Annotated in this window: 15 protein-coding genes; 5 read left to right on the forward strand and 10 right to left on the reverse strand. The window is 46.0% G+C overall.

From position 1 onward, the window contains the following. Positions 1-288: 288 nt before the first annotated feature. From mutT to AB4513_RS10125, 5 genes are all read left to right on the forward strand, one after another. The gene (gene mutT, locus AB4513_RS10105) at positions 289-687 is read left to right on the forward strand and encodes an 8-oxo-dGTP diphosphatase MutT (protein ID WP_009848390.1); all 399 of its coding nucleotides are present in this window, start codon (positions 289-291) and stop codon (positions 685-687) included. A gap of 92 nt (positions 688-779) precedes the next feature. Beyond that, complete coding sequence (dapB, locus tag AB4513_RS10110; RefSeq protein ID WP_020477212.1) at positions 780-1,604, forward strand: 4-hydroxy-tetrahydrodipicolinate reductase; 825 nt, start codon at positions 780-782, stop codon at positions 1,602-1,604. A gap of 503 nt (positions 1,605-2,107) precedes the next feature. Then, positions 2,108-3,280, forward strand: coding sequence for a glutamine-hydrolyzing carbamoyl-phosphate synthase small subunit (gene carA / locus AB4513_RS10115; RefSeq protein ID WP_009848392.1), 1,173 nt, complete (start codon positions 2,108-2,110; stop codon positions 3,278-3,280). A gap of 16 nt (positions 3,281-3,296) precedes the next feature. Next, on the forward strand, positions 3,297-6,527 hold the full coding sequence (carB, locus tag AB4513_RS10120; protein ID WP_009848393.1) for a carbamoyl-phosphate synthase large subunit: 3,231 nt from the start codon (positions 3,297-3,299) through the stop codon (positions 6,525-6,527). Between the two features lie 206 nt (positions 6,528-6,733). Beyond that, positions 6,734-7,513, forward strand: a complete 780-nt coding sequence (locus AB4513_RS10125; RefSeq protein ID WP_009848394.1) for a TSUP family transporter — start codon at positions 6,734-6,736, stop codon at positions 7,511-7,513. Here AB4513_RS10125 and AB4513_RS10130 read toward each other — a convergent pair. From AB4513_RS10130 to gltB (AB4513_RS10175), 10 genes are all read right to left on the reverse strand, one after another. Next, positions 7,464-8,309: a LysR family transcriptional regulator gene (locus AB4513_RS10130; RefSeq protein ID WP_102257735.1), complete on the reverse strand. Its 846-nt coding sequence runs from the start codon at positions 8,307-8,309 to the stop codon at positions 7,464-7,466. The genes AB4513_RS10125 and AB4513_RS10130 overlap by 50 nt on opposite strands. 205 nt (positions 8,310-8,514) lie before the next feature. Then, the gene (locus AB4513_RS10135) at positions 8,515-9,132 is read right to left on the reverse strand and encodes a TRIC cation channel family protein (protein ID WP_009848396.1); all 618 of its coding nucleotides are present in this window, start codon (positions 9,130-9,132) and stop codon (positions 8,515-8,517) included. 74 nt (positions 9,133-9,206) lie between these two features. Further along, positions 9,207-10,076, reverse strand: a complete 870-nt coding sequence (gene btuF / locus AB4513_RS10140; protein ID WP_009848397.1) for a vitamin B12 ABC transporter substrate-binding protein BtuF — start codon at positions 10,074-10,076, stop codon at positions 9,207-9,209. Between the two features lies 1 nt (position 10,077). Next, positions 10,078-11,031, reverse strand: a complete 954-nt coding sequence (locus tag AB4513_RS10145) for a cobalamin biosynthesis family protein (protein ID WP_009848398.1) — start codon at positions 11,029-11,031, stop codon at positions 10,078-10,080. Between the two features lie 10 nt (positions 11,032-11,041). Next, complete coding sequence (gene mtnN / locus AB4513_RS10150; protein WP_017100512.1) at positions 11,042-11,737, reverse strand: 5'-methylthioadenosine/S-adenosylhomocysteine nucleosidase; 696 nt, start codon at positions 11,735-11,737, stop codon at positions 11,042-11,044. A 127-nt stretch (positions 11,738-11,864) separates the two neighbouring features. Next, a complete protein-coding gene (locus tag AB4513_RS10155; protein ID WP_102257734.1) occupies positions 11,865-12,293 on the reverse strand; it encodes a DUF1499 domain-containing protein in 429 nt (142 codons plus the stop codon). A gap of 169 nt (positions 12,294-12,462) precedes the next feature. Further along, positions 12,463-13,875, reverse strand: a complete 1,413-nt coding sequence (locus AB4513_RS10160; protein WP_009848402.1) for an FAD-dependent oxidoreductase — start codon at positions 13,873-13,875, stop codon at positions 12,463-12,465. Positions 13,876-13,891: 16 nt separating this feature from the next. Then, positions 13,892-18,355, reverse strand: coding sequence for a glutamate synthase large subunit (gene gltB, locus AB4513_RS10165; protein ID WP_102257733.1), 4,464 nt, complete (start codon positions 18,353-18,355; stop codon positions 13,892-13,894). 446 nt (positions 18,356-18,801) lie between these two features. Next, positions 18,802-20,271, reverse strand: coding sequence for a glutamate synthase subunit beta (locus AB4513_RS10170; RefSeq protein WP_009848404.1), 1,470 nt, complete (start codon positions 20,269-20,271; stop codon positions 18,802-18,804). Then, complete coding sequence (gene gltB / locus AB4513_RS10175; RefSeq protein ID WP_009848405.1) at positions 20,271-24,818, reverse strand: glutamate synthase large subunit; 4,548 nt, start codon at positions 24,816-24,818, stop codon at positions 20,271-20,273. Before gltB (AB4513_RS10175) ends, AB4513_RS10170 begins: the two co-directional genes overlap by 1 nt. Positions 24,819-25,181 lie beyond the last annotated feature (363 nt).

Raw genomic sequence — 25,181 nt, forward strand, 5'->3', positions numbered from 1 at the left:
TAACGGATGATTGTAGTGTCGGAGGTACTCACTTACTAACGTAAGCTCCGTGCCTCCTCCTTGCACTCACCACGTCACAGCTTAGCTTCACACAAACTTATTGATAAAAAGAGTCGCTTAGGCGGCTCTTTTTGTATGTGAAAATAATAAGGTTTCGATAGCGTCATCATCGAGAGTGAGGGACGAGCGAATCGGGGATCTTTCGAACTAACAAGAGAGCAGATTCCCTATCTAATTCGTTCCTCATTGTAGGGAATGACGCTAGGGACATAGAAGGAACACCATCATATGAAAAGAATCCACATTGTAGCGGGCATCATCTTCAATCAAGATAAGTCACAGGTATTTATCACTAAGCGCCCAGACGATAAACACAAAGGCGGTTTTTGGGAATTTCCAGGTGGCAAGGTTGAAGCGGGCGAAACCATCGAACAAGCAATGACTCGTGAGCTTGATGAAGAGATTGGTATTAAGGTGACAGAACAGACTTTGTTTGAACACCTTGAGTTTGACTATACGGATAAGTCACTTAAGTTTGATTTCATCCTTGTGACCGAATTCGAGCAACAGCCTTATGGTAAAGAAGGTCAACAAGGTGAATGGGTCGATCTTGAATCATTGAGTCAATACGCCTTCCCCGAAGCAAACGTGCCAATTTTAGAGCGAGTAATAAAAGAGTTTTCGTAATTGCTAGCCTGAGTTTGAGATTGTTGTTAGTTTAAAGAGATTAATCGATTGAACGTTGCTGCAAGAGATAAGTGGCAACGGTAACCAAAACAATGGAGATATTCGCAGTGGTAAGAATTGCAATTGCAGGAGCAGCTGGCCGTATGGGTCGTAACTTGGTGAAAGCCGCTCACCATAATTCAGAAGCAAGCGTTGGTGCTGGTTCAGAACGTCCAGAATCATCTTTGGTCGGTGTTGACGTCGGCGAGTTATGCGGTGAAGGTCGTTTTGATGTGGCTCTAGTTGATGACCTTTCGAAAGCGATTGAACAGTTTGACGTGATCGTCGACTTTACCGCACCTGTAAGCACATTAGCGAATATTGAACTTTGTAAACGTCACGGTAAAAAACTGATCATCGGCACTACGGGTTTCTCTGAAGAAGAAAAGCAGGTTATCGATGCGGCTTCAAAAGAAATGGCTATCGTAATGGCACCGAACTATAGCGTTGGCGTGAACTTGGTTTTTAAGCTGTTAGAGAAGGCCGCTAAAGTGATGGGCGATTACTGTGATGTTGAAATCGTAGAGGCTCACCACCGTCATAAAGTCGATGCGCCGTCAGGTACTGCGATCGGCATGGGTGAAGCGATCGCTGGTGCGATGGGCAATGAGCTAAACGATGTCGCTGTATGGTCACGCGAAGGCATTACGGGCGAGCGTACAAAAGATGAGATTGGTTTTGCGACAATCCGTGCCGGTGACATCATTGGCGAGCATACCGCAATGTTTGCTGATATTGGTGAGCGCGTTGAAATTACCCATAAAGCCACGGATAGAATGACCTTTGCTAATGGCGCAATCAAGGCAGCTGTTTGGCTAAATGATAAGCCAGCAGGCTTTTATACCATGACAGACGTCCTTGGTTTAAACGATCTGTAAATAGATATTTATGCGCTGGCAATTGCCGGCGCTTTCTTTATTTGGTGGCTTTTCCTTAAGAATTCCTCTTCTACGATCTTCCTTCTACTTTCTTCTTATCGCCACTTTCCCTCTATTTTTATGCTATTTATGCAGGCTTTAGTGTGCTTTTTGTTTTAGATCTTTAAATTATCATGTTTTCTCTTGGTATTTATCGATTGCGTTTTGTCGCTGATATTTTTGGCACTCTATGGTTAGCTAAAATGACGGGTGAAAATTAGAAAATCGTAATATTCCTATTAATTGAGTATGAAAGTTGAACTTTTGAAGCTTTGGTAAAGGAAATTGAATTAGTTCTTACAAATGTTTAATTTCTTTTGCGTTAAATGTTGACACGTATCACGCAGATCACTAAAATACCGCCAATTTGTCTAATTTCCATAAACACGCAGTTTTTGGTGTTGCAGGAAGGTAGATTTGCAAATTAAATCAATTTTAATGCATTTTTATTTCTGGAGGTTGTCTTGAAGAAGTCAGCACTACTCGTCCTAGAAGATGGGACAGTATTTCACGGTGAAGCCATTGGCGCTGTAGGTTCTGCAGTTGGTGAAGTCGTTTTTAATACCTCGATGACGGGGTACCAAGAAATCCTCACTGATCCTTCCTATTCTCAGCAAATCGTTACCCTTACTTACCCTCACATTGGCAATACCGGAACCAATTCCGAAGATGAAGAATCTTCTTCAATCCATGCTCAAGGCCTTGTGATTCGCGATCTCCCTCTAATCGCTTCTAACTTCCGTAATGAACAATCCCTTTCTGATTACCTTAAGTCGCAAAACGTTATTGGTATCGCTGATATCGATACTCGTAAGCTGACGCGTATTCTTCGTGAAAAAGGCGCACAGAACGGTTGTATCGTAGCTGGCTCTTCAGTAAATGATGGAAATTTAGACGAAGCTTTGGCTCTAGCTAAAGCAAAAGAATTCCCTGGCCTGAAAGGTATGGACCTTGCGAAAGAAGTTACAACAAAAGAAGCGTATCAATGGAAACAAGGTTCGTGGACGCTTACGGGTGGACTTCCTGAAGCGAAAGCAGACTCTGAATTGCCATACCACGTTGTTGCTTATGACTTCGGTGCAAAACGAAACATCTTACGAATGCTTGTTGACCGCGGCTGCCGCCTAACGGTTGTTCCTGCTGAAACTTCTGCTGAAGAAGTACTTGCTCTGAACCCAGACGGTGTTTTCCTTTCAAATGGCCCTGGTGACCCAGAACCATGTACTTACGCAATTGAAGCAACAAAAGTGTTCCTAGAAAAAGGTTTACCAATCTTTGGTATCTGTCTAGGTCACCAGATTCTTGCTCTTGCGTCAGGCGCTAAGACAGTGAAAATGAAGTTTGGTCACCACGGTGCAAACCACCCGGTTAAAGATTTAGAACGTGATGTTGTGATGATTACTTCACAAAACCACGGCTTTGCTGCTGACGAAGATACGCTTCCAGAGACATTACGAGCGACTCATAAGTCTCTATTTGATGGTTCTCTACAAGGTATCCACCGTACAGACAAACCAGCATTTAGCTTCCAAGGTCACCCAGAAGCAAGTCCAGGTCCAGAAGATGCGGCGCCGCTATTCGACCACTTCATTGAATTAATTAACCAGTCTGTTGCAAACAAACAAGACAAAGCGTAATCCGGAGTAGTAGATAATGCCAAAACGTACTGACATTAAAAGTGTTCTAATTCTAGGTGCTGGTCCGATTGTTATCGGTCAAGCATGTGAGTTTGATTACTCTGGTGCTCAAGCTTGTAAAGCACTTCGCGAAGAAGGTTACCGAGTTATTCTTGTAAACTCGAACCCAGCGACAATCATGACTGACCCAGACATGGCTGATGCGACTTACATCGAACCTATCCAATGGGAAGTTGTTCGTAACATCATCGCTAAAGAGAAGCCTGATGCAGTTCTACCGACAATGGGCGGCCAAACTGCACTTAACTGTGCGTTAGATTTAGAAAAATACGGCGTACTTGAAGAGTTCGGCGTAGAGATGATTGGCGCAACTGCTGACGCTATCGATAAAGCTGAAGACCGCTCTCGTTTTGATAAAGCAATGAAAGCTATTGGTCTTGAGTGTCCAACGGCTGATACAGCGAAAACGATGGAAGAAGCTTACAAAGTTCAAGAAATGGTTGGTTTCCCTTGTATCATTCGTCCATCGTTTACGATGGGTGGTACAGGCGGTGGTATCGCTTATAACAAAGAAGAATTTGAAGAAATTTGTCGTCGTGGTCTGGATCTTTCTCCAACCAACGAACTTCTAATCGATGAGTCACTTATCGGTTGGAAAGAGTATGAGATGGAAGTGGTTCGCGACAAGAACGACAACTGCATCATCGTATGTGCGATTGAAAACTTTGACCCAATGGGTATTCACACTGGTGACTCGATCACCGTGGCTCCTGCTCAAACGCTAACAGACAAAGAATACCAACTAATGCGTAACGCTTCTCTAGCGGTACTGCGTGAGATTGGTGTTGAAACGGGTGGCTCAAACGTACAGTTTGGTATTAACCCGAAAGATGGCCGTATGGTTATTATCGAGATGAACCCACGTGTATCTCGTTCTTCTGCACTTGCTTCTAAAGCAACAGGTTTCCCAATCGCTAAGATTGCAGCGAAACTGGCTGTTGGCTTTACGCTAGACGAGCTAATGAATGACATCACTGGTGGCGCAACGCCAGCATCATTCGAACCAACAATCGATTACGTAGTAACTAAGATTCCTCGTTTTAACTTCGAGAAGTTTGCAGGTGCTAACGACCGTCTAACGACTCAAATGAAGTCGGTTGGTGAAGTTATGGCTATCGGCCGTAACCAACAAGAATCTCTACAGAAAGCACTTCGCGGTCTAGAAGTTGGCGCAACTGGTTTTGACGAAATGGTCGACCTAGATGCACCTGACGCACTAACGACGATTCGCCATGAGCTTAAAGAAGCTGGTTCTGACCGTATTTGGTACATCGCAGATGCTTTCCGTGCTGGTATGTCAGTTGATGGTGTATTCAACCTAACGCAAATTGACCGTTGGTTCCTAGTTCAAATCGAAGACATCGTAAAACTAGAGCAAGAACTCAAAGCGAAAGGCTTTGCTGGTCTGAATAAAGACGAGCTAATGAAGCTTAAGCGTAAAGGTTTTGCTGATGCTCGCCTATCTAAGATTCTAGGTGTAGCAGAAAGCGAAATCCGTCGTCTACGTGACCAATACGATATTCACCCAGTCTACAAGCGTGTAGATACTTGTGCGGCTGAGTTCTCTTCTGATACGGCTTACATGTACTCATCTTACGATGATGAATGTGAGTCGAACCCAACAGACAAAGAGAAAATCATGATCTTAGGCGGCGGTCCAAACCGTATCGGCCAAGGTATTGAATTCGATTACTGTTGTGTACATGCATCTCTAGCACTACGTGAAGATGGCTACGAAACAATCATGGTTAACTGTAACCCTGAGACAGTTTCGACAGACTATGATACGTCTGACCGTCTGTACTTTGAACCAGTAACTCTGGAAGACGTACTAGCAATCGTTCGTGTTGAGAAGCCAAAAGGCGTTATCGTTCAGTACGGTGGTCAAACACCACTGAAACTGGCTCGTGAGCTTGAAGCTGCTGGCGTACCAATCATTGGTACTAGCCCAGACGCAATCGACCGTGCAGAAGACCGTGAGCGTTTCCAAGTTGCTGTTGACCGTCTTGGTCTTCTACAACCAGAAAACGCGACAGTAACAACAATGGAGCAAGCGGTAGAGAAATCTCGCGAAATCGGCTTCCCACTGGTTGTTCGTCCTTCTTATGTTCTTGGTGGTCGAGCGATGGAAATCGTATACGACGAGCAAGACTTACGCCGCTACTTCAACGAAGCAGTTAGCGTTTCAAACGAATCTCCAGTACTACTTGATAGCTTCCTAGACGATGCTGTTGAAGTGGACGTTGATGCGATTTGTGACGGTGAGCGTGTTGTTATTGCGGGTATCATGGAGCATATCGAGCAAGCGGGTGTTCACTCAGGTGACTCAGCATGTTCTCTTCCGGCTTACACGTTAAGCCAAGAAATCCAAGACGTAATGCGTGAGCAAGTTGAAAAGCTAGCGTTCGAGTTGGGTGTTCGTGGTCTAATGAATACGCAGTTTGCTGTTAAGAACAACCAAGTGTACCTAATCGAGGTTAACCCTCGTGCAGCACGTACAGTGCCGTTCGTATCGAAAGCAACAGGCGCAGCAGTCGCTAAGATTGCAGCTCGTGTGATGGCAGGTCAATCGTTAGAGTCTCAAGGCTTTACGAAAGAAATCATCCCACCTTACTACTCAGTGAAAGAGGTTGTTCTTCCGTTCAACAAATTCCCTGGTGTTGATCCACTGTTAGGCCCAGAAATGCGCTCTACTGGTGAAGTTATGGGTGTTGGCGCAACGTTTGCTGAAGCATACTCTAAAGCTGAATTGGGTTGTGGTCACATCTACCCTGAAGGTGGTCGTGCATTGCTTTCTGTTCGCGAAGGCGACAAAGAGCGTGTTGTTGACCTAGCATCTAAGCTATCTAAGCTTGGTTACCAGCTAGACGCAACTCACGGTACAGCTGTTATCCTTGGCGAAGCGGGCATTAACCCACGTCTAGTAAACAAGGTACACGAAGGTCGTCCTCACATTCTTGACCGTATCAAGAACAACGAGTACACGTACATCGTGAACACTGCGGCTGGCCGTCAAGCGATTGAAGATTCTAAAGTTCTTCGTCGTGGCGCATTGGCTGAGAAAGTGAACTACACGACTACGCTAAACGCAGCATTCGCGACTTGTATGGCGCACACTGCAGACGCAAAAACGTCAGTAACTTCAGTTCAAGAGCTACACGCACAAGTTAAAGCTTCTCTAGCTTAATAGACTAACGCGTATCGCTGTTAAGCGGATATAAATGCTCAAAGCCCACTCTTCGGAGTGGGCTTTTTTATGTCTGTTATCTGGTGAAAATCTGGTGATGGCTAAATGATGAATATTTGGAATAGGTTACAATCTTGTGTTTCGTTATTGCTCATCTGCAGTGAGTGGTAACTTGTCGCTATACGAGAATTTAAGGCGTTGGGTATATGGAAATCACTCTAGAAATATTGGCTATCTTGTTTGTTGTTGCAACGGCGGCAGGCTTTATTGATGCAATGGCTGGCGGCGGTGGATTGTTGACTCTACCTGCATTGCTAGCGGCCGGAGTGCCACCAACGCAAGCACTGGCAACCAATAAACTTCAAAGCTCATTTGGTAGTTTTTCTGCCAGTTGGTATTTCGTGCGCAACGGCATCGTTAGTATTAAAGAGATGCGCCTCGCGATCTTTTGTACTTTTATTGGCTCTGCAATTGGTGCCGAGTTAGTCCAGCACATTGATGCGAGTTTACTGACTAGCGTGATACCGCTGCTGCTTATCGCTATCTCTCTCTATTTCCTGTTAGCACCCCAAACTAGAGCGTCTGAAGGAAAGCAGAAGATCTCTGAGGCGATGTTTGCTTTGTGTATTGGTGGCGGAGTTGGCTTCTACGATGGCTTTTTTGGCCCAGGAACAGGTTCAATTTTCACGGTATGTTTTGTCGCTATCGGTCACTTCTCTTTAGTGGATGCAACGGCACGCACCAAGATACTTAACTTCACATCGAATATAGCCGCATTGATCTTCTTTATTTTAGCTGGCTTGCCAATTTGGGAATTAGGATTAGTGATGGCAGTTGGTGGTTTTATGGGCGCTCAACTTGGCGCTAAAGTAGTGGTAACAAAAGGGCAGAAATGGATTCGCCCTCTTGTGATCGTGATGTCGATGTTAATGGCGTCTAAACTGCTTTGGGAACAGCATCAACAATGGATTCTATCAGTATTTTAACTCGCGGAGATTGATAGCTGTTTGGTCTCACACAGATATGAATCGGTCTAATCAATCCTTGCAATTCGGGAAAGCTAAACAGGTATTGAGGCTTAATGTTGAGTGTTTTTACGATAGAAAGCGGGATCAAAGCCGGCCCCGTTCCTCCTAGCGCTAGCTGGGCTGCTGCGGTATAGGCATCCATCTCCATCAAGGGTTTAATACCAAACTTTTCTAACACTGAGAGCTGATAAGAGTTGGCAGGGTTGGTCATATCGTTGGTAATCACCAATGGAGGAAGCTCCGTTAGCGGCGACTTACTCACTATGTAAAACGGCTCATCAAATAGATGGAAGGTCATCAATCCATGATGCGGCGGCAGTAAGCCAGCACACAACCCCAAGGTCGCCTTACCAGACTGCACTCGCTCGATAATTCTTGGTGTATGGTTAGTGGTGATGGTGATGTATTTATCTTGCTGGATAAATTGGCCCATCATCTCACCTAAATAACCCGCTATCAGAGACTTAGAGCTATCTAAAGTAATGAGAGTGGTATCTTCCAACTCTTGCTGTTCATAAATAAGCCCTCTAAGTTCATTGAATGTAGGGCCTATGCTCTCGATTAATGCAATCGCATCCGGCGTCAGTTTTATCTGTCGGCCACTCGGCTCGATGAGCTTTTTACCTAGCTTCTTTTCTAAATTCGCAATCCGTTTGCTGACCGCTGATTGGCTGATATAAAGCAAACTGCCTGTGCGGCTCATGGTTTTTGCTTTACTCAGCACCAATAGAGTTTCGATTCCTTCGAGTAACATTGAGTGATATTCATGAAAGTTGGGAATGATTGTTTCAACTTACCTCAAACAACATTCATTCTCTAGATTTGAAACTAAAGGTTTGAACTCAGTTAGGTATTTTAAATTGTGAACGCAAAGTGTCACGAGAGCATTAGAATGGATTGCAGAACGAGCTGGATTAAAAAAGACTCCTTTGCGGAGCCTTTCACTTTGTAACGATAGCTTATTTGATAGCAAAGGTTGGCAGTGATAAGTGCCAACGAATAGCGCCAAGCCTAATCAATAGTGTCGTGAAGACGCCGGCCAAAAAGGCGGTTTCTGAGTCGTGTCCCATGTTGAGCGCCATGGTATGGAAAGTACCACCAATGATACAAGCGGTCGCATAGACTTCACTTCTTAGAATCATTGGCACTTCGCGTGCAAGCACGTCACGGATAATACCGCCACCACAGCCTGTGATAACACCCATGATAATGGCCACTAATGCCGAGTCTTGATAAATCAGTGCTTTTTCTACACCAATACCAACAAACACCGCTAAGCCGATCGCATCACATACCGGCAATATCCACCAAGCCAGACGCTTTGGACGTCTTACTATAATCATGGTCAGCAAACAGGTGGTGATGATAACCCAAAGGTAGGTGGTATCGGTGATCCAAAACACGGGAGTTGCTCCTAGTGCCATGTCACGAATAGTACCGCCGCCAATCGCGGTTACACTGCCTAGAACGGCTACGCCAAAGGGATCCATCTTAAGACGGCCAGCGACAAATACGCCTGAGACGGCAAAGATGGCGGTGCCAAATAAATCGATAATATAAAGCAGCATGGAGTCCATGATACTGGTGCTCTTATAGTTAAAATTGTAGGGACAGGTCGGTGGCGAATTGTACGAAAAAACGCTGCAAATAGTTAGTGATTTTGCCTAGCTCTATCGAAGAAATCGCACACTTGTTGGATTGCTTTCAAAGTTCTTGTTGTCGGGCGATTAATCCAGTCAGAATTAAGTGACCAAATCTGATTTTGAGCAACTGCCGGGATCTCATCTTCCCAAGTTTGCCACATGGTTCCATTCTCAATTGCGTGCTGAGAAGTGAAGATCACTTGCGGCTTCCTTAACACAACTTGTTCAATGCCAACTTGCGGGTAAGGGGAAGCACTGTCTTCGAAAATATTGTGGCCACCACAAAACTCAAACACCTCACTTGGCCAGTGTCCTTGAGCAACAGTGATGATCGGCTTCTCACTGAGTTGGTAGAAGTAGTTTACTGGCTCGGCATCTTTGTATTTTAGTCTCAACGCGTTGAGCTGCTCTCTGTATTGTTGAGCGTTATTTTCGCCAATACTTGGATCGCTTGCGAATTGGCTAAGTTGCTCAATATTGGTCGCGATGTTATCTAGGCTCTTGGTTTTTGAGTAATAAATATTAAAACCAAATTGCTCCAGTTTCGCGAGTTCTCTGGGCGGGTTTCCAGCTGGCCATGCGAGAATGAGATCCGGTTGCAGGGCGATGATCTTCTCAACCTTGATGCCTTGGTAATTCGCCACTTTCTCTAGCTTGTCAGCTTGTAGTGGATAATCACTTCGCTCACTCACCGCAACAAGCTTATCACCTAAACCAGCGCTGTATGCGAGTTCAGTGGCATGAGGAGCAAGGCTAACCACACGTTGAGCAGGTTGAACTTTTTCTGAAATCAGTAGTGCTTCTTCTGCAAATGATAAAGGCAGCCATAAGCTGGAAGACAAAATAGTAAGGCTTGTAACAAGTGCTGATGGTTTCACTCTAAATCCCTTGGTGAACAAATAGTAAGATTAGGCTTTGTAAAAATATCCAGATAGCGATGCGACCAAACAGCAGTTTTTGAACTTGAGACAAGTGCAGGGCTGAAGGAGCGATTCTGCCGCCTAATTTTGCTCGAATAGCTTTGGTGTTGTCGTAAATCGCAGGGCCGCCCAGTGACAGCTCAAGCTTGTTGCCGACAGCAGTAATCAACCATGCTGGGCCGGGCAATGGCCAAGATCGACTCTGAACGAGCATCATCTTGAATGTGTGAGACGCTTTATCACCACATACAATCATTAAGGCAAACAATCGCATCGGTATAAATTCTAAGATAGCGACGATCTTGATTGCCGTTGATCCAAATGGAGAGAACTGCTTACGGCTTGGTGACCACGCTCGCGCTAATTCGACAATCAGGCGATACATTAAAGCTGCAATTCCACCACCAATGGCGTACCAGAATAAAACACAAACCACATTACGAGCGTAACCCATGATGATAGTTTCAGCAGCGGCTTTGCCAAGCCCAAGTGATGACAATGATTCAGTTTGACGATTAACAATCGGCGCCAATAACTGACGAGCCGTGGCTTTATCTTCTCGGCCAAGTGCTTTGATCAACTGATTTGCCAACTTTTCATTGTTACGCCAATCAATAGCGAGTAACAACAGCGCTAATTCAAACAGTTGTGATTGCCAAACCAGTGGCTGCAGTGCCAATAGAATAACCAGAGCCGGTAAAACCATTAACCCCCAAGCTAAAGTGCCTGAGATTAAGCTTTGGGAATAATTTTGATTGTTATTAACCTTGGTTGCTAAAAGTTCAGCAAACTTATGCCATAAGGTCGTGGGATGTGCGGCATGGGGGATAGGTAAAATTAAATGAAAAAGCAGTGCTCCCCACATTACAAGGAGCACGCCATTTGCAAATACCTGATCAAACAGTGTTTGCATGTCTAGTCGCTTACTTTAGTAGGGCAACCATCTTGATAACCATCTCAGAAGAGCTTTGCGCTGCAAGTGGCAGGAACTCTTCGAAGCTCATTGGTGATTCTTTGTCTGCAACGTCAGAGATTGCACGAACAACCACGAATGGTACTTGGAATTGGTGACAAGCTTGAGCGATAGCCGATGCTTCCATCTCTACAGCAACTACTGATGGGAAGTGCTTGCGGATGAACGCTTGGCGTTCTGCTGTGCAAACAAATGCGTCGCCAGTACAGATAAGGCCGCGAACGGCGTGCTTATCTTCCATTTGTGCTAGAGCTTGTTCAGCAACAGCCATCAGTTTGTCGTCAGCTTTGAACGCTGCTGGTTGACCTGCCATTTGACCAATTTCGTAACCGAAAGCTGTTACGTCTGCATCGTGGTGACGAACTTCAGTAGAGATAACCACATCGCCAAGGTTTAGCGTTGAATCAAAACCGCCAGCAGAGCCAGTATTTAATACTACATCTGGTTGGTATTCGCTTAGCAGGATTGAAGTACCAACAGCCGCTGCTACTTTACCAATGCCTGATTGAAGCAAAACAACGTCAACACCATTTAGCTGACCAGAGAAAAAGGTACAACCGCCTTTATTAACTTCAGTAATGTCTGAAATTGCTGCTTTTAGGATCGCAACTTCTTGCTCCATTGCGCCAATGATGCCGATTTTCATGTGTAGTCTCTTAATAAAAATTATTTAAACAGTAGAGCGAAATTGTAACATGGAAGAGAAGTGTCGAGCGACTGCCCAGAAGCACTTCTCATCCGAATACAGACGATTTATCTGTGTATTCTTTTATCTATTTGATTAAGCCTTCGCTTTTCAAGCTAGCACGAAGTTGATCCGCTCGTTTTCGGTTGACGCCAAAGTCAGAATGGCCAGTGCGAGACTCTGAACGCACGATCAGTTTGCCATCAGTGATCTTAAGCTCTAAGTCATCGACAAAGCGCATGATGCGAGAGGTACATTCAACACGCAGGTAATCTTCTGTTTTGCTCGCGGTTTTCGAACCTGGTAAGGTCAGCGCAACCTGCTCAATCGCATCTAAGTTTGCTGAATCTGATAACTCAAACGCGGCCAATGCATGCTGCTCACGGTCATCTTGAGTTGATACGCAGTTTGGTTTGTCTCCACAAGGTGATGAAGTTCTGTCTTTCATGTCCGTGATTCCTTGGCTGCAAGCGGTTAAAGTCAAAAGAGATAGAGAAAGGAGAGCGGCTTTTTTCATCGTGATTCCTATGATGTTGTTTTTGTAGTTCTCGCTATTGGTTCTTTTGCGATTGTTCTACTTATTTATCGTTGTGCTTGTTATCAAACGTATCGAATTGAAAAAAGGATCCATCATTGGATCCTTTTTTATAGTAACGAATTGAGTAATAAAGAAAACCCTATATCAATCACACTTCTAGGTAGTCCAAGATCCCTTCTGCGGCTTTACGGCCTTCATCGATAGCGGTTACCACTAAGTCAGATCCTCGAACAGCATCGCCACCGGCAAATATCTTGCTGTTGGTGGTTTGGTATTGAAACTCTTGTTTGCCGGGAGCTTTGATACGCCCCCATTGGTCGAGCTCTACACCAAATGGTTCTAGCCACTCCATTGCATGAGGTTGGAAACCAAATGCCATGATCACGGCATCAGCCTCAAGAACATGCTCACTGCCTTCAACCGGTTCAGGACGACGGCGGCCTGCCTCATCTGGTTCACCCAAGGCTGTTTTCACCACTTTTACGCCAGTCACATGACCGGATGAATCGGTTTCCAGTGCTAATGGTTGAAGGTTGAACATGAACTTCACGCCTTCTTCTTTCGCATTCTTCACCTCACGGCGAGAGCCCGGCATATTGGCTTCATCTCGGCGGTAAGCACAGACAACATTAGCTGCATGTTGGCGAATCGAGGTTCGGACACAGTCCATGGCTGTATCACCACCACCAAGCACAACCACTTTTTTGCCTTTCATGTCGATGAATGGCGTTGGGTTATCCAGCTCCATGACCTTGTAGGTGTTGGAAACAAGAAATGGTAGGGCATCATAAACGCCCGGTGCTTCTTCGTTGTCTAACCCAGCACGCATATTTTTATAGGTGCCGACACCCAAGAAAACAGCATCATAGTCATCGACCAGTTGTTGCAGTTGAACATCTTTACCGACTTCGGTATTCATCTTAAATTCCACGCCCATTCCACTAAAGATACGGCGACGGTTTTCCATGATGCCTTTCTCAAGCTTGAACGATGGGATACCAAACGTCAGCAGGCCACCGATCTCGGGGTAGCGGTCAAATACCACGGCCTTCACACCGTTTCGAACTAAGATATCAGCGGCAGCAAGACCTGCTGGGCCAGCCCCGATGATCGCGACCTTTTTGTCGGTCCATTCAACGTGAGACATGTCTGGCTTCCAGCCCATCTCAAACGCTTTGTCATTGATGTATTTTTCAATGTTGCCGATGGTTACTGCGCCGAAATCATCATTGAGGGTACAAGATCCTTCGCACAGTCGATCCTGAGGGCAAACTCGTCCACACACCTCAGGTAAGCTGTTGGTTTGGTGGGACAGTTCAGCCGCTTCGATAATGCGTCCTTCATTGGCAAGCTTAAGCCACTGAGGGATGTAGTTATGAACAGGACATTTCCATTCACAGTAGGGGTTACCACAGTCTAAACAGCGGTCGGCCTGTGCCTTAGCTTGTTGTTTCGTGAAAGGTTCGTAGATCTCTACAAACTCAATCTTACGTATCTTGATTGGTTTCTTCGCTGGGTCTACGCGATTCACATCAATAAATTGGTATACATTCTGGCTCATGATTGGCTCCTTCCAATTATTGCGCTTGAACACGAAGTTCAGCAGAGCTGCGGCTTTGGTGACCGAGCAAGGTGTTGAGATCCGCCGTCTTCGGCTTCACTAGGTAGAACTTTGGAATCCATTCATCAAAGTTCGCCAGAATAGCTTCAGCGTGTACTGAGCCAGTCTCTTCTAAGTGCTCTGCAATCAAGCCGCGCAGGTGTTCTTGGTGGATAAATAGGTCAGACAGAGAAAGTGCTTCGACCGACTCGTTGTTTACACGGCCTTGGAAGTCTTCATTCTTGTCCATCACATAAGCAAACCCACCTGTCATACCGGCGCCGAAGTTCACTCCGGTTGCGCCAAGAATGGCAACAATACCACCGGTCATGTATTCACAGGCATTGTCACCTGCACCTTCAATCACGGCAACGGTGCCTGAGTTACGCACGCCAAATCGTTCGCCTGCAGTACCTGCTGCAAATAGCTTGCCTCCGGTCGCACCATACAAACAAGTGTTACCTATGATGGTCGCTTCGTTACAAACAAATGCAGTGCCTTGGTGAGGTTTGATAACCACCTTACCGCCCGCCATGCCTTTGCCGACATAGTCATTGGCATCACCTGTCAGATATAGCTCGACGCCTCCGGCGTTCCAAACTGCAAAGGATTGGCCTGCTGTACCATCGAGATACAACTTAATTGGTGAGCCAGCCATACCTTGGTTACCGTAACGTTTGGCAATTTCACCAGAGATACGAGCACCAATCGAGCGATCGGTGTTGATCACGTTGTAGTAAAGGCTGGTGGATTGACGTTTCTCAATCGCATCAATTGCATCATCAAGGATCTGTTGGTTGAGCTGAGCCTTATCAAATGGTGCGTTTGGCTCGGTCCAAAACAGTGGGTGACCTTCTGGAGATACTGGAGCTTCGAGTATTGAAGAGAGATCCAGTTTGCTCTGTTTCGCAGTGAGGCCTTGAACGGCTTCAAGCAAGTCAGTACGACCAATCAGATCAGTAAGTTTCTCTACGCCAAGTTCTGCAAGGTACTGGCGAACTTCATCGGCTAGGCCGGTAAAGTAGTTCACCACCATGTCTGGCAGGCCTTTGAAGTATTCACGGCGTAGTGTTTCATCTTGAGTCGCAACACCCGTTGCACAGTTGTTTAGGTGACAAATTCTTAAGAACTTACAACCCATGGCGACCATTGGTGCGGTACCAAAACCAAAGCTCTCTGCACCTAAAATCGCGCCTTTAATGACGTCGAGGCCGGTTTTTAAACCACCATCGACTTGCAGACGGATCTTATGACGAAGTCCGTTGGCAACTAGTGCTTGTTGAGTCTCGGCTAAGCCAAGCTCCCAAGGACAACCTGCGTATTTCACTGAAGTCAGCGGGCTTGCCGCGGTACCACCGTCGTAACCGGAGATCGTAATCAAGTCGGCATAAGCTTTCGCTACACCCGTAGCAATGGTGCCTACACCCGGTTCAGATACTAACTTTACTGAAACCAAGGCTTTAGGGTTAACTTGCTTAAGGTCGAAAATCAGCTGCGCCAGATCCTCGATAGAATAAATATCGTGATGTGGAGGAGGAGAGATCAGAGTCACGCCTTGAACTGAGTATCTCAGCTTAGCGATTTCTGCCGTGACTTTATGGCCCGGTAGTTGACCGCCTTCTCCTGGCTTCGCACCTTGTGCGACTTTGATTTGTAAAACATCCGCATTGGTTAAGTAATGTGGCGTCACACCAAAACGACCGGAAGCTATCTGCTTGATACGGGAGTTACGATCAGTACCAAAGCGTCGTGGATCTTCACCACCTTCACCAGAGTTGGAGTAACCACCCAAGCGGTTCATCGCCATGGCCAGTGCTTCGTGCGCTTCTGGGCTCAAGGCACCAATCGACATGGCTGCCGAGTCGAAGCGTTTAAAGAGATCGCTACTTGGCTCGACTTGTTCTAGTGGCAGAGGTTGATCGGCTTTTTTGAGGCTCATTAAGTCGCGTAGCATAGCAGCAGGACGAGCATTAACTTGCTTCGCAAAAGATTGATAATCTGAGGTTTCACCTGTCTTTACGGCGGTTTGCAAGGTACTGACTACATCTGGGTTGTACGCGTGGTATTCGCCGCCATGTACATATTTGAGTAAGCCACCATGTTCCAGTGGTTTACGCTTAGTCCATGCTTTACGAGATAGATTATAGATATCTTGTTGGAAGTCGCTAAAGCTAGCGCCTTGGATACGAGTCGTTACGCCACGGAAACACAAATCAACGACATCGGTATGTAAGCCGACCGCCTCAAATAACTGCGAGCAGCGATACGAAGCAATTGTCGATATACCCATCTTCGACATGATCTTATACAGACCTTTGTTGATGCCGTTTTGGTAATTTTGCAATGCAGTGCGATAGTCTTTATCTAATGAACCCTCGTCCAACATTTTGCCCAGAGCTTCATAAGCGAGATACGGGTAAACCGCGGTTGCGCCGAAGCCAAGCAGTACGGCAAATTGGTGTGGGTCACGTGCGGTTGCTGTTTCAACCACGATGTTAGCATCACAACGCAGGTTGGTGTCTGCAAGTCTAGTTTGCACCGCACCGACCGCCATGGCTGCCGGAACGGGTAGCTTACCTTTCTCTAAAGCTTTGTCTGAAAGCACAACCAAAACGGCGCCGTCACGTACATCTTGAACCGCACGATCACACAAGTCGTTGATGGCTTGTTCGAGATCTTTTTCTGCTGGGTCATAGTGCATGCTAAGAATCGTATGGCCATAATGCTTTTGATTTAACTGCAGAAGTTGCTGCATATCAGAATAAAGCAGAACGGGTGAATCAAACGTCACACGGTAAGCATGCCCATCGGTTTCACAGAACACATTCATCTCTTGGCCGATGCTGGTTGCCAGAGACATAACGTGTTTTTCACGCAAAGGGTCAATCGGTGGATTGGTTACTTGAGCAAACTTCTGACGGAAATAGTCGGTAATGAGGCGCTCTTTCGAAGACAGTACTGCCATTGGTGTATCGTCGCCCATCGAGCCGACCGCTTCTTGTCCCATGTCACCGAGTACGCGCAGTACTTGGTCTGACTCTTCGTTGCTCATTGCAAACTGTTTTTGATAGGTCTTTAGGGTGTCATCATCAAAATTACGCTTACCGACTTGGTCATCTGCTAGTGCGGAAAACGGTGTTAATTTGTGAACGTTTTTATCCATCCACTCTTTATATGGGTGACGGCCTTTAAGATCATTGTCGATCTCGTTCGACTGCCATAGCTTACCGCGACGCGTATCAATAACGAGCAGTTCACCAGGGCCAACACGTCCTTTCTCTGCCACTTCGTCTGGCGCATAATTCCAGATACCGACTTCAGAAGCCAAGGTGATTAGGTTGTCTTTTGTGATCACATAGCGAGCAGGGCGTAATCCGTTTCTGTCGAGGTTGCATGCAGCATAACGGCCGTCAGACAGTACGATACCCGCAGGACCATCCCACGGTTCCATGTGCTTGGAGTTGAAATCGTAAAAGGCACGAAGCTCAGGATCCATGTCTGGGTGGTTTTGCCAAGCGGGCGGCACAAGCATACGCATCGCTCGGAACACATCCATACCACCGGCAAGGAATAGATCGAGCATGTTGTCTAAGCTTGAGGAGTCTGATCCTGTCTCATTCACAAAAGGTGCGGCCGTTTGTAAATCGGGCAGCAGCGGTGAAGAGAATTTATAGGCACGAGCCTTGGCCCATTGGCGGTTACCCTCAATGGTATTGATCTCACCATTGTGCGCCAAATAACGGAATGGTTGAGCCAATGGCCAACGCGGTTGTGTGTTAGTTGAGAAACGCTGGTGGAACAGACATATTGCTGATTCCATACGTAAGTCAGCAAGATCGAGGTAAAATCGCGGAAGATCGGCGGGCATACACAAGCCTTTGTAGACCATGACTTGAGTCGACAGGCTACAAATATAGAAATCTTTGTCTTCGGTAATCTGCTTTTCAATTCGACGACGAGCGATGTATAGGCGTCGTTCGATATCGCGTTCACGCCAACCCGCAGGGGCCGAGATAAACACTTGCTGAATATTGGGAACAGAATCTTTGGCGATTGGGCCTAATACGTCGGTGTTGGTTGGCACGATACGCCAGCCCGCTACGGTTAAAGTCTCTTGAGCGAGCTCTTTATTGACGATGTCTTGCGCCGATTGCGCTTTGATTGGGTCTTGGCTGAAAAAAATCATGCCGACAGCGTATTGCTTGCCGAGCTTGAAGTTATTCTCTTCAGCAATAATTCTGAGATAAGAGTCGGGCTTCTGTAGCAATAAGCCACAGCCATCTCCGGTTTTACCATCCGCAGCGATACCACCACGGTGTGTCATGCGATCGAGGGCTGAAATAGCAGTTCGTACCAACTTATGACTCGGTTGGCCTTCCATTTGCGCTATTAAACCAAATCCACAGTTGTCTTTTTCAAGACTAGGATCATATAGAGCCATTGCAATTCTCCCTTTTGCTTCGCTGTCATCCAGACAGTAAATGACTAACTATTCATGTACTTGTTATTTTTTATGAACTTGTTCTTATATAAACTGATAGTTTGTTTTTAGCTAGCTAAAACGTTATTGGTTGTGTTAACAAAACCGATTGGTTTTATTTTCATCAGCTTTACAACGTATAGCTAATTGTGTTTAAGGTCAAGTTCATGGTTAATTATCATGTGTAAACGCGATTAGCCACGTAATAATCTAAAATAGTCGATGAAGATCAATGAGATATAAAAGCTAGATGTTAACGGGATTTAACATGCACTGCTGGAGTGATTGAGAAAGAGTGGAAGGCCAGATAGAAAAAAGGCTAGCATCGAGTGCTAGCCAAATATAAAAGTTAGGAAGGGTGTTGCTTTTTCCCTAGGCTAACGTCAACGACATTAGCCCGAGAAATATTATGCGGAAAGCATGAGTGAATCAGCTTTCGCTTCTAAGTTTGAGTTACCCATTAAGAAGTCATCAATGGCAATTGCACATTCACGACCTTCATTAATACAACGTACAACCAGAGACTGGCCAGTACGCATATCACCAGCAGCGAAAACGCCTTTTTGGTTGGTCGCATAACCTTCAGAGGCCACGTTGCCGCGTTCATCCAGTTTAATGTCTAGCTGAGCCAGTACACCTGTTGGTTCTGGGTGTAAGAAGCCCATCGCTAGAAATGCCATATCACAACGGATAACACGTTCAGAGTTTGCTACTTCATCAAAACTTGGACGTTCACCTGGTTTCGCATCTTGCCAAACGATGTCAGCAATGCGAAGTCCGGTTACATTACCGTTATCGTCAGAGATGAACTCTTTAGTCAGGATGTTCCAATGACGTTCACAACCCTCTTCGTGAGAAGTGGTGGTCTTCATGATCATTGGGTATTGAGGCCAAGGCATATTAGCAGGGCGCTTCTCTGGTGGGATCGGCATGATCTCAACCTGAGTAATGCTTGCTGCTTTATGACGGTTTGATGTACCCACACAGTCAGAACCCGTATCACCACCACCGATAACCACAATGTGCTTATCTTTAGCGTGAAGCTCTTCTGTTTTTAGGTCTAAGTCGTTGGCACGGCGGTTGTTTTGACCAAGGAATTCCATGGCAAAGTGAACGCCTTTCAGCTCACGACCTGGGATTGGCAAGTCACGTGGAACCGTAGAACCACCCGTTAGCAATACCACATCAAACTCTTGGCGTAGCTGTTGAGCATTAACATCAACACCGATGTGTTGGTTCACTTTAAACTCAACGCCAGCTTCAGCCATTAGGTTGATCTTACGATCAATCACATCCATACCCAGTTTGAAATCTGGGATACCGAAACGCAGTAGGCCACCGACTTTCTCGTCACGTTCAAATACCGTCACAGAGTGACCGGCACTGTTTAGTTGCTCAGCTGCGGCTAAGCCTGCAGGACCTGAACCGATAACCGCAACTGTTTTACCCGTACGTGAGCGTGGTGTCTTAGGTTTTGCGTACCCTTCACGGTACGCAGTTTCTACAATTGTTTTCTCGATATTACAGATAGTGATTGGGTCTTGGTTGATACCAAGAACACAAGCGCTTTCACAAGGAGCAGGGCACACACGACCTGTAAATTCAGGGAAGTTATTGGTAGAGCTTAGAATGTTCCAAGCTTCTTCCCAGCTGTCACGGTAAACCGCATCATTGAATTCTGGGATGATGTTACCAATCGGACAACCGCTGTGACAGAAAGGTACGCCACAGTCCATACAACGAGAGGCTTGAGTATTGATCTTTTCACCAAACTCTTCGTTAAGTACGAACTCTTTGTTGTCTTCAATTCGAACTGACGGATCGAGCTTTTTTGGAAGCTCACGACCGTGTTCTAAAAATCCAGTAGGCTTACCCATTATACTGCCTCCACTTCTTCCGTTTGTGCCTGTTGTGCTTCAGCTTTACGCTTCTCAAGAACTGCTTTGTAGTCGCGTGGCATTACTTTAACTAGTGATGCGACACTTACTTCAAAGTTGTCTAGGAAAGACTGAGCAACTTCACTTCCTGTGAATTCAACATGCTTCGTTAGCATATCTAGTAGAAGATCTTTATCTTCTTGTTCAATTGGATCTAGGTCTACCAGTTCTGCGTTGAGCTTGGTTTCGAAGTCGCCTGCTTTATCCCAAACATAAGCGACACCGCCACTCATACCTGCAGCAAAGTTACGACCCGTTGAGCCAAGGATAATTGCCGCGCCACCTGTCATGTATTCACAACCGTGGTCACCAACACCTTCAACTACAACCTTCGCACCTGAGTTACGAACACAGAAACGTTCGCCAGCCATACCGCGAATGAAAGATTCACCTGAGGTTGCACCGTAGAAACATACGTTACCCACCACGATATTATCTTCCGCAACGATAGAAGATTTCGCATCTGGGTACAGTACCAACGTACCGCCAGACAGACCTTTACCCCAGTAATCGTTCGCGTCGCCTTCTACTTCGAATTTTACGCCTTTCGCAAGGAACGCTCCGAAAGATTGGCCAGCACTACCGTAGAACTTAACGTTCATTGGTTGTGGTAAACCTTGGTCTTTGTAAACTTTCGAGATTTCGTTCGACAGCATCGTGCCTGCTGAACGGTCCGTGTTGATGATAGGGAACTGAGCGGTAACCGCTTCACCTTTCTCAAGCGCTGGGATTGCAGCCTGAATCAACTTACGGTCTAGAACGTCTTCAAGATTATGATTCTGTGTTGTCTGGTTGTAGATACCATCTTCTGCACGAGCCTGCTCAATATGCAGTACTGGTGTTAGATCTAGGTTCTTGTACTTCCAGTGACCGATGTCATCACGAACTTTAAGTTTGTGCGATTGACCAACCATCTCATCAATAGAGCGGAAGCCCAGTTCAGCCATTACTTCACGCAGACCTTCTGCCATGTATTGGAAGAACGTTACTACGTCTTCTACGCGGCCGTCGAAACGCTCACGCAGGGTCTTGTTTTGTGTTGCGATACCAACAGGACATGTATTCTTGTGACACTTACGCATCATGATACAGCCTTCAACAACAAGTGCTGCTGTTGCTACGCCCCATTCTTCAGCGCCAAGCAGTGTTGCAACTGCAAGGTCACGAGGTGTTTTCATCTGACCATCAGACTGAACAACGATACGGTTACGTAGGCCGTTTTTCAGTAGTGTTTGGTGCGTTTCCGCTAGACCCAGTTCCCAAGGCAGACCTGTGTGACGGATAGAAGACATAGGAGATGCACCCGTACCACCATCAAAACCTGCGATAAGTACTACGTCAGCTTTCGCTTTTGCTACACCTGATGCAATCGTACCTACACCTGCTTCCGAAACTAGCTTCACGTTTACACGGCCGTTACGGTTCGCGTTTTTCAGATCGTAGATCAGCTGAGCCAAATCTTCGATTGAGTAGATATCGTGGTGTGGCGGTGGAGAAATAAGACCTACGCCCGGAGTCGAGTGACGTGTTGCACCGATCCAATCATCAACCTTATCACCAGGTAGTTGACCACCTTCGCCAGGTTTCGCACCTTGAGCCATCTTGATTTGCAGCTCATCAGCGTTAGATAGGTAGTAAGACGTTACACCAAAGCGACCAGAAGCCACCTGTTTGATTGCTGAACGCTCCCAGTCACCGTTTTCTTTACGTTCGAAACGAGCTGGATCTTCACCACCTTCACCTGAGTTTGACTTCGCGCCAATGCGGTTCATTGCAACAGCCAGTGTTGAGTGAGCCTCATGTGAGATTGAACCAAAGCTCATTGCGCCGGTTGCGAAACGCTTAAGGATGTTCTCGATGGGTTCTACTTCCGCTAGAGGAATAGAGCCTGCAGGGTTCTTGATGAAATCCAGTTGACTACGTAGCGTTGCTGCGTTGTCGCCTTGGTCATCGACTGCTTTTGCGTACTTCTTGAATTGACCGTAATCTTTGTTACGCGTCGACTCTTGAAGTAGAGAAATGGTTTCAGGGTTGAATAGGTGCTTCTCACCACGTTGTTTCCACTGGTAAACACCGCCAACATCAAGGATCTGAGCTGGGATTTCACGAGCTGGGTAACCAACACGGTGACGAACTAGCACTTCTCGTGCGATATCATCGATCGTTAGACCTTGGATACGAGAAACAGTACCAGTGAAGTATTTTTCAACCACTGACTTGCTTACACCAAGTGCTTCAAAGATTTGTGCACCGTGGTAAGACTGTAGCGTAGAGATCCCCATCTTAGAGAAGATCTTCAGTAGACCGCCGTTGACACCTTTACGGTAGTTATCGAATAACTCACGCGGGTGTGCGTTTGGATCTAGCTTCTTCGTACGTTGCAGTTCAACAATCGTTTCAATAACTAGGTATGGGTTAACTGCGTTCGCACCGTAGCCGATAAGCGTTGCAAAGTGGTGTGTCTCACGAGCATCGCCCGTTTCAACAACAATGTCACACTTAGCTCTTAGACCTTTACGGATAAGATGGTGGTGAACCGCGCCAACTGCCAGCATTGCTGGAATAGCGGCGTGGGTAGAGTTAACCGCACGGTCTGTCAGTAGGATGATAGAGTAGCCATCAATCACAGCGTCTTCTGCGTATTGGCAGATACGCTTAAGTGCGCGCTCTAACTTACCGTTGTCTCCGTTTGCTTGGAATACGATATCCAGCGTCTTCGCTTGAAGGTGCTCGTTATCGATTGCACGTAGCTTCTCTAACTCAGAGTTAGACAGAACTGGAGATTCAAGTTCTACTTTTTGACAGTGTTCAGGCGTTTCAGCAAGTAGGTTCTGATCCTTACCTAGGTAAGTGTTCAGAGACATAACCATACGCTCACGAATCGGATCGATTGGCGGGTTTGTTACTTGTGCAAATAATTGCTTGAAGTAGTTTGAAAGGTGCTGCGATTGATGAGAAAGAATCGCTAGCGGCCAGTCAGCGCCCATTGCAGAAAGTGGCTCGTAGCCTGTTTTCGCAAGAGGTAGTATGATTTCGTTTACTTCTTCAGAGCTCACACCAAACGATTGTTGTTTATGAAGCAATTTTTCTGGAGAAGGTTGGTTAAATTCGTTGTTCGCATCCGGTAGCTTTTTCAAGCTCAGAAGGTTCTCTTCAACCCATTTTTCGTAGGGTTGTGCTTTAGCAATACCGTCTTTCACTTCTTCGTCAGAAATGATGCGGCCTTGCTCAAGGTCAGCAACGAAGATACGACCAGGCTGTAGACGACCACGGTATTCAACGTTTTCTGGTGCGATTTCAACTACGCCAGATTCAGACGCCATTACTAGGAAGTCGTCTTTTGTCACTGTGTAGCGAGAAGGGCGCAGACCATTACGGTCAAGCGTTGCACCGACTTGAACACCATCGGTGAAACATACTGATGCCGGGCCATCCCATGGTTCCATTACGTTCGCGTGGTACTGGTAGAACGCACGACGAGTTGGATCCATGTTTTTGTTTTCTTGCCATGCTTCAGGGATCATCATCATTAATGCGTGTGGCAGAGTACGACCTGAAAGAACAAGTAGCTCAAGTGCCATATCGAAGTTTGATGAATCCGAGCTGCCTTCCTGACAGATAGGAAGCAGCATGTCGATTTCAGCTTGTGTAAACAGATCCGACTCTAGGATTGCTTCACGTGCTTTCATCCAGTTTAGATTGCCGCGAACCGTATTGATTTCGCCATTATGCGCGATGTAACGGAAAGGCTGAGCCAGACGCCAACGAGGGAATGTATTGGTAGAGAAGCGAGAGTGTACCAGTGCTAGAGCTGTCACCATGGTTGGGTTTTGCAGGTCTAGGAAGTACTGAGGAACTTGTTCTGTTGTTAGCTGACCTTTGTACACCAATGTCTTGTAAGACATAGAGTTGATGTAGAAGTCGTCACCGATGTTTGACACGCTTTCTAGGCATACACGAACAGTGTAGTTACGTAGAACATACAGTTTACGCTCAAGCTCTTCTGGTGTGATACCAGGGCCGCCAGAAATAAATACGTGTTCAAATTGAGGTTCAGTGCTTAGTGGGTCAGCACCAATCATTGAATTGTCAGTTGGAAGTTCACGGTAACCGATAACTTCTAACTCAAGGCGCTGTGCATTGCGTTCTAGAATGTCACGACACTGTGCACGTTTGTATTCATCCTTAGGGAAAAGTACAACACCAACACCATATTTTTCAAAAGATGGCAGTTTAATTCCAAGCTTTACGGCTTCTTCTAGTAAGAATTCGTGTGGCTTCTGTAGCAGGATACCTGCACCATCACCAGAACACGGATCACAGCCTTGGCCGCCACGGTGTTCCATACGTGCAAGCATATCGAGTGCTTGAGTTACTACATCATGAGATTTGCGATTCTTAAGATGAGCAACAAAACCGATACCACAAGCGTCATGCTCCAATTCAGGAGTATACAGACCCTGTGAGTTCTGCTCTTGATCTACCATAGATACATCCTTCCAGTTAAATCTAGGCGCAACTTCTTTGTATAAAGTTAGCCTTGTCCTTTTATATTTATGGGTCTAAACCTGCCTATGCTGGCGGTTTGAATCCTTTCCGTATCTCGCAGGAAAAGTATTGCGAGAAAAACAATCCTTAGTGATATCCGTTTGTTTTTGACCACAAACTAGTGGTTTATATAGGTGGGGTATGGACATCACCGACTTATTGGCAAGTTTTCGATGTAAGTAAACACTCAGAAATAGCCAATATGTGTAAGTATCCTACAATTTTGTCTAGGCGAATTGCAATGAAAGTTAACCGATGTAGACCATTTTTTTCGTTTTGTTTTGAATTTAATGCCTAACAAA

It is taken from the genome of Vibrio sp. 10N.222.54.E6 (assembly GCF_041473955.1).
Classification (GTDB): Bacteria; Pseudomonadota; Gammaproteobacteria; order Enterobacterales; family Vibrionaceae; genus Vibrio; species Vibrio tasmaniensis_A.

What these genes read in the sequence shown, in the direction of transcription:
- gltB (WP_102257733.1), bottom strand. Translation starts at nt 18,355, where the DNA reads ATGGCTCTATATGATCCTAGTCTTGAAAAAGACAACTGTGGATTTGGT.
- AB4513_RS10125 (WP_009848394.1), top strand. Translation starts at nt 6,734, where the DNA reads ATGGAAATCACTCTAGAAATATTGGCTATCTTGTTTGTTGTTGCAACG.
- mutT (WP_009848390.1), top strand. Translation starts at nt 289, where the DNA reads ATGAAAAGAATCCACATTGTAGCGGGCATCATCTTCAATCAAGATAAG.
- AB4513_RS10155 (WP_102257734.1), bottom strand. Translation starts at nt 12,293, where the DNA reads ATGAAAAAAGCCGCTCTCCTTTCTCTATCTCTTTTGACTTTAACCGCT.
- gltB (WP_009848405.1), bottom strand. Translation starts at nt 24,818, where the DNA reads ATGGTAGATCAAGAGCAGAACTCACAGGGTCTGTATACTCCTGAATTG.
- carB (WP_009848393.1), top strand. Translation starts at nt 3,297, where the DNA reads ATGCCAAAACGTACTGACATTAAAAGTGTTCTAATTCTAGGTGCTGGT.
- dapB (WP_020477212.1), top strand. Translation starts at nt 780, where the DNA reads ATGGAGATATTCGCAGTGGTAAGAATTGCAATTGCAGGAGCAGCTGGC.
- AB4513_RS10130 (WP_102257735.1), bottom strand. Translation starts at nt 8,309, where the DNA reads ATGTTACTCGAAGGAATCGAAACTCTATTGGTGCTGAGTAAAGCAAAA.
- AB4513_RS10145 (WP_009848398.1), bottom strand. Translation starts at nt 11,031, where the DNA reads ATGCAAACACTGTTTGATCAGGTATTTGCAAATGGCGTGCTCCTTGTA.
- AB4513_RS10135 (WP_009848396.1), bottom strand. Translation starts at nt 9,132, where the DNA reads ATGGACTCCATGCTGCTTTATATTATCGATTTATTTGGCACCGCCATC.
- mtnN (WP_017100512.1), bottom strand. Translation starts at nt 11,737, where the DNA reads ATGAAAATCGGCATCATTGGCGCAATGGAGCAAGAAGTTGCGATCCTA.
- AB4513_RS10170 (WP_009848404.1), bottom strand. Translation starts at nt 20,271, where the DNA reads ATGGGTAAGCCTACTGGATTTTTAGAACACGGTCGTGAGCTTCCAAAA.
- AB4513_RS10160 (WP_009848402.1), bottom strand. Translation starts at nt 13,875, where the DNA reads ATGAGCCAGAATGTATACCAATTTATTGATGTGAATCGCGTAGACCCA.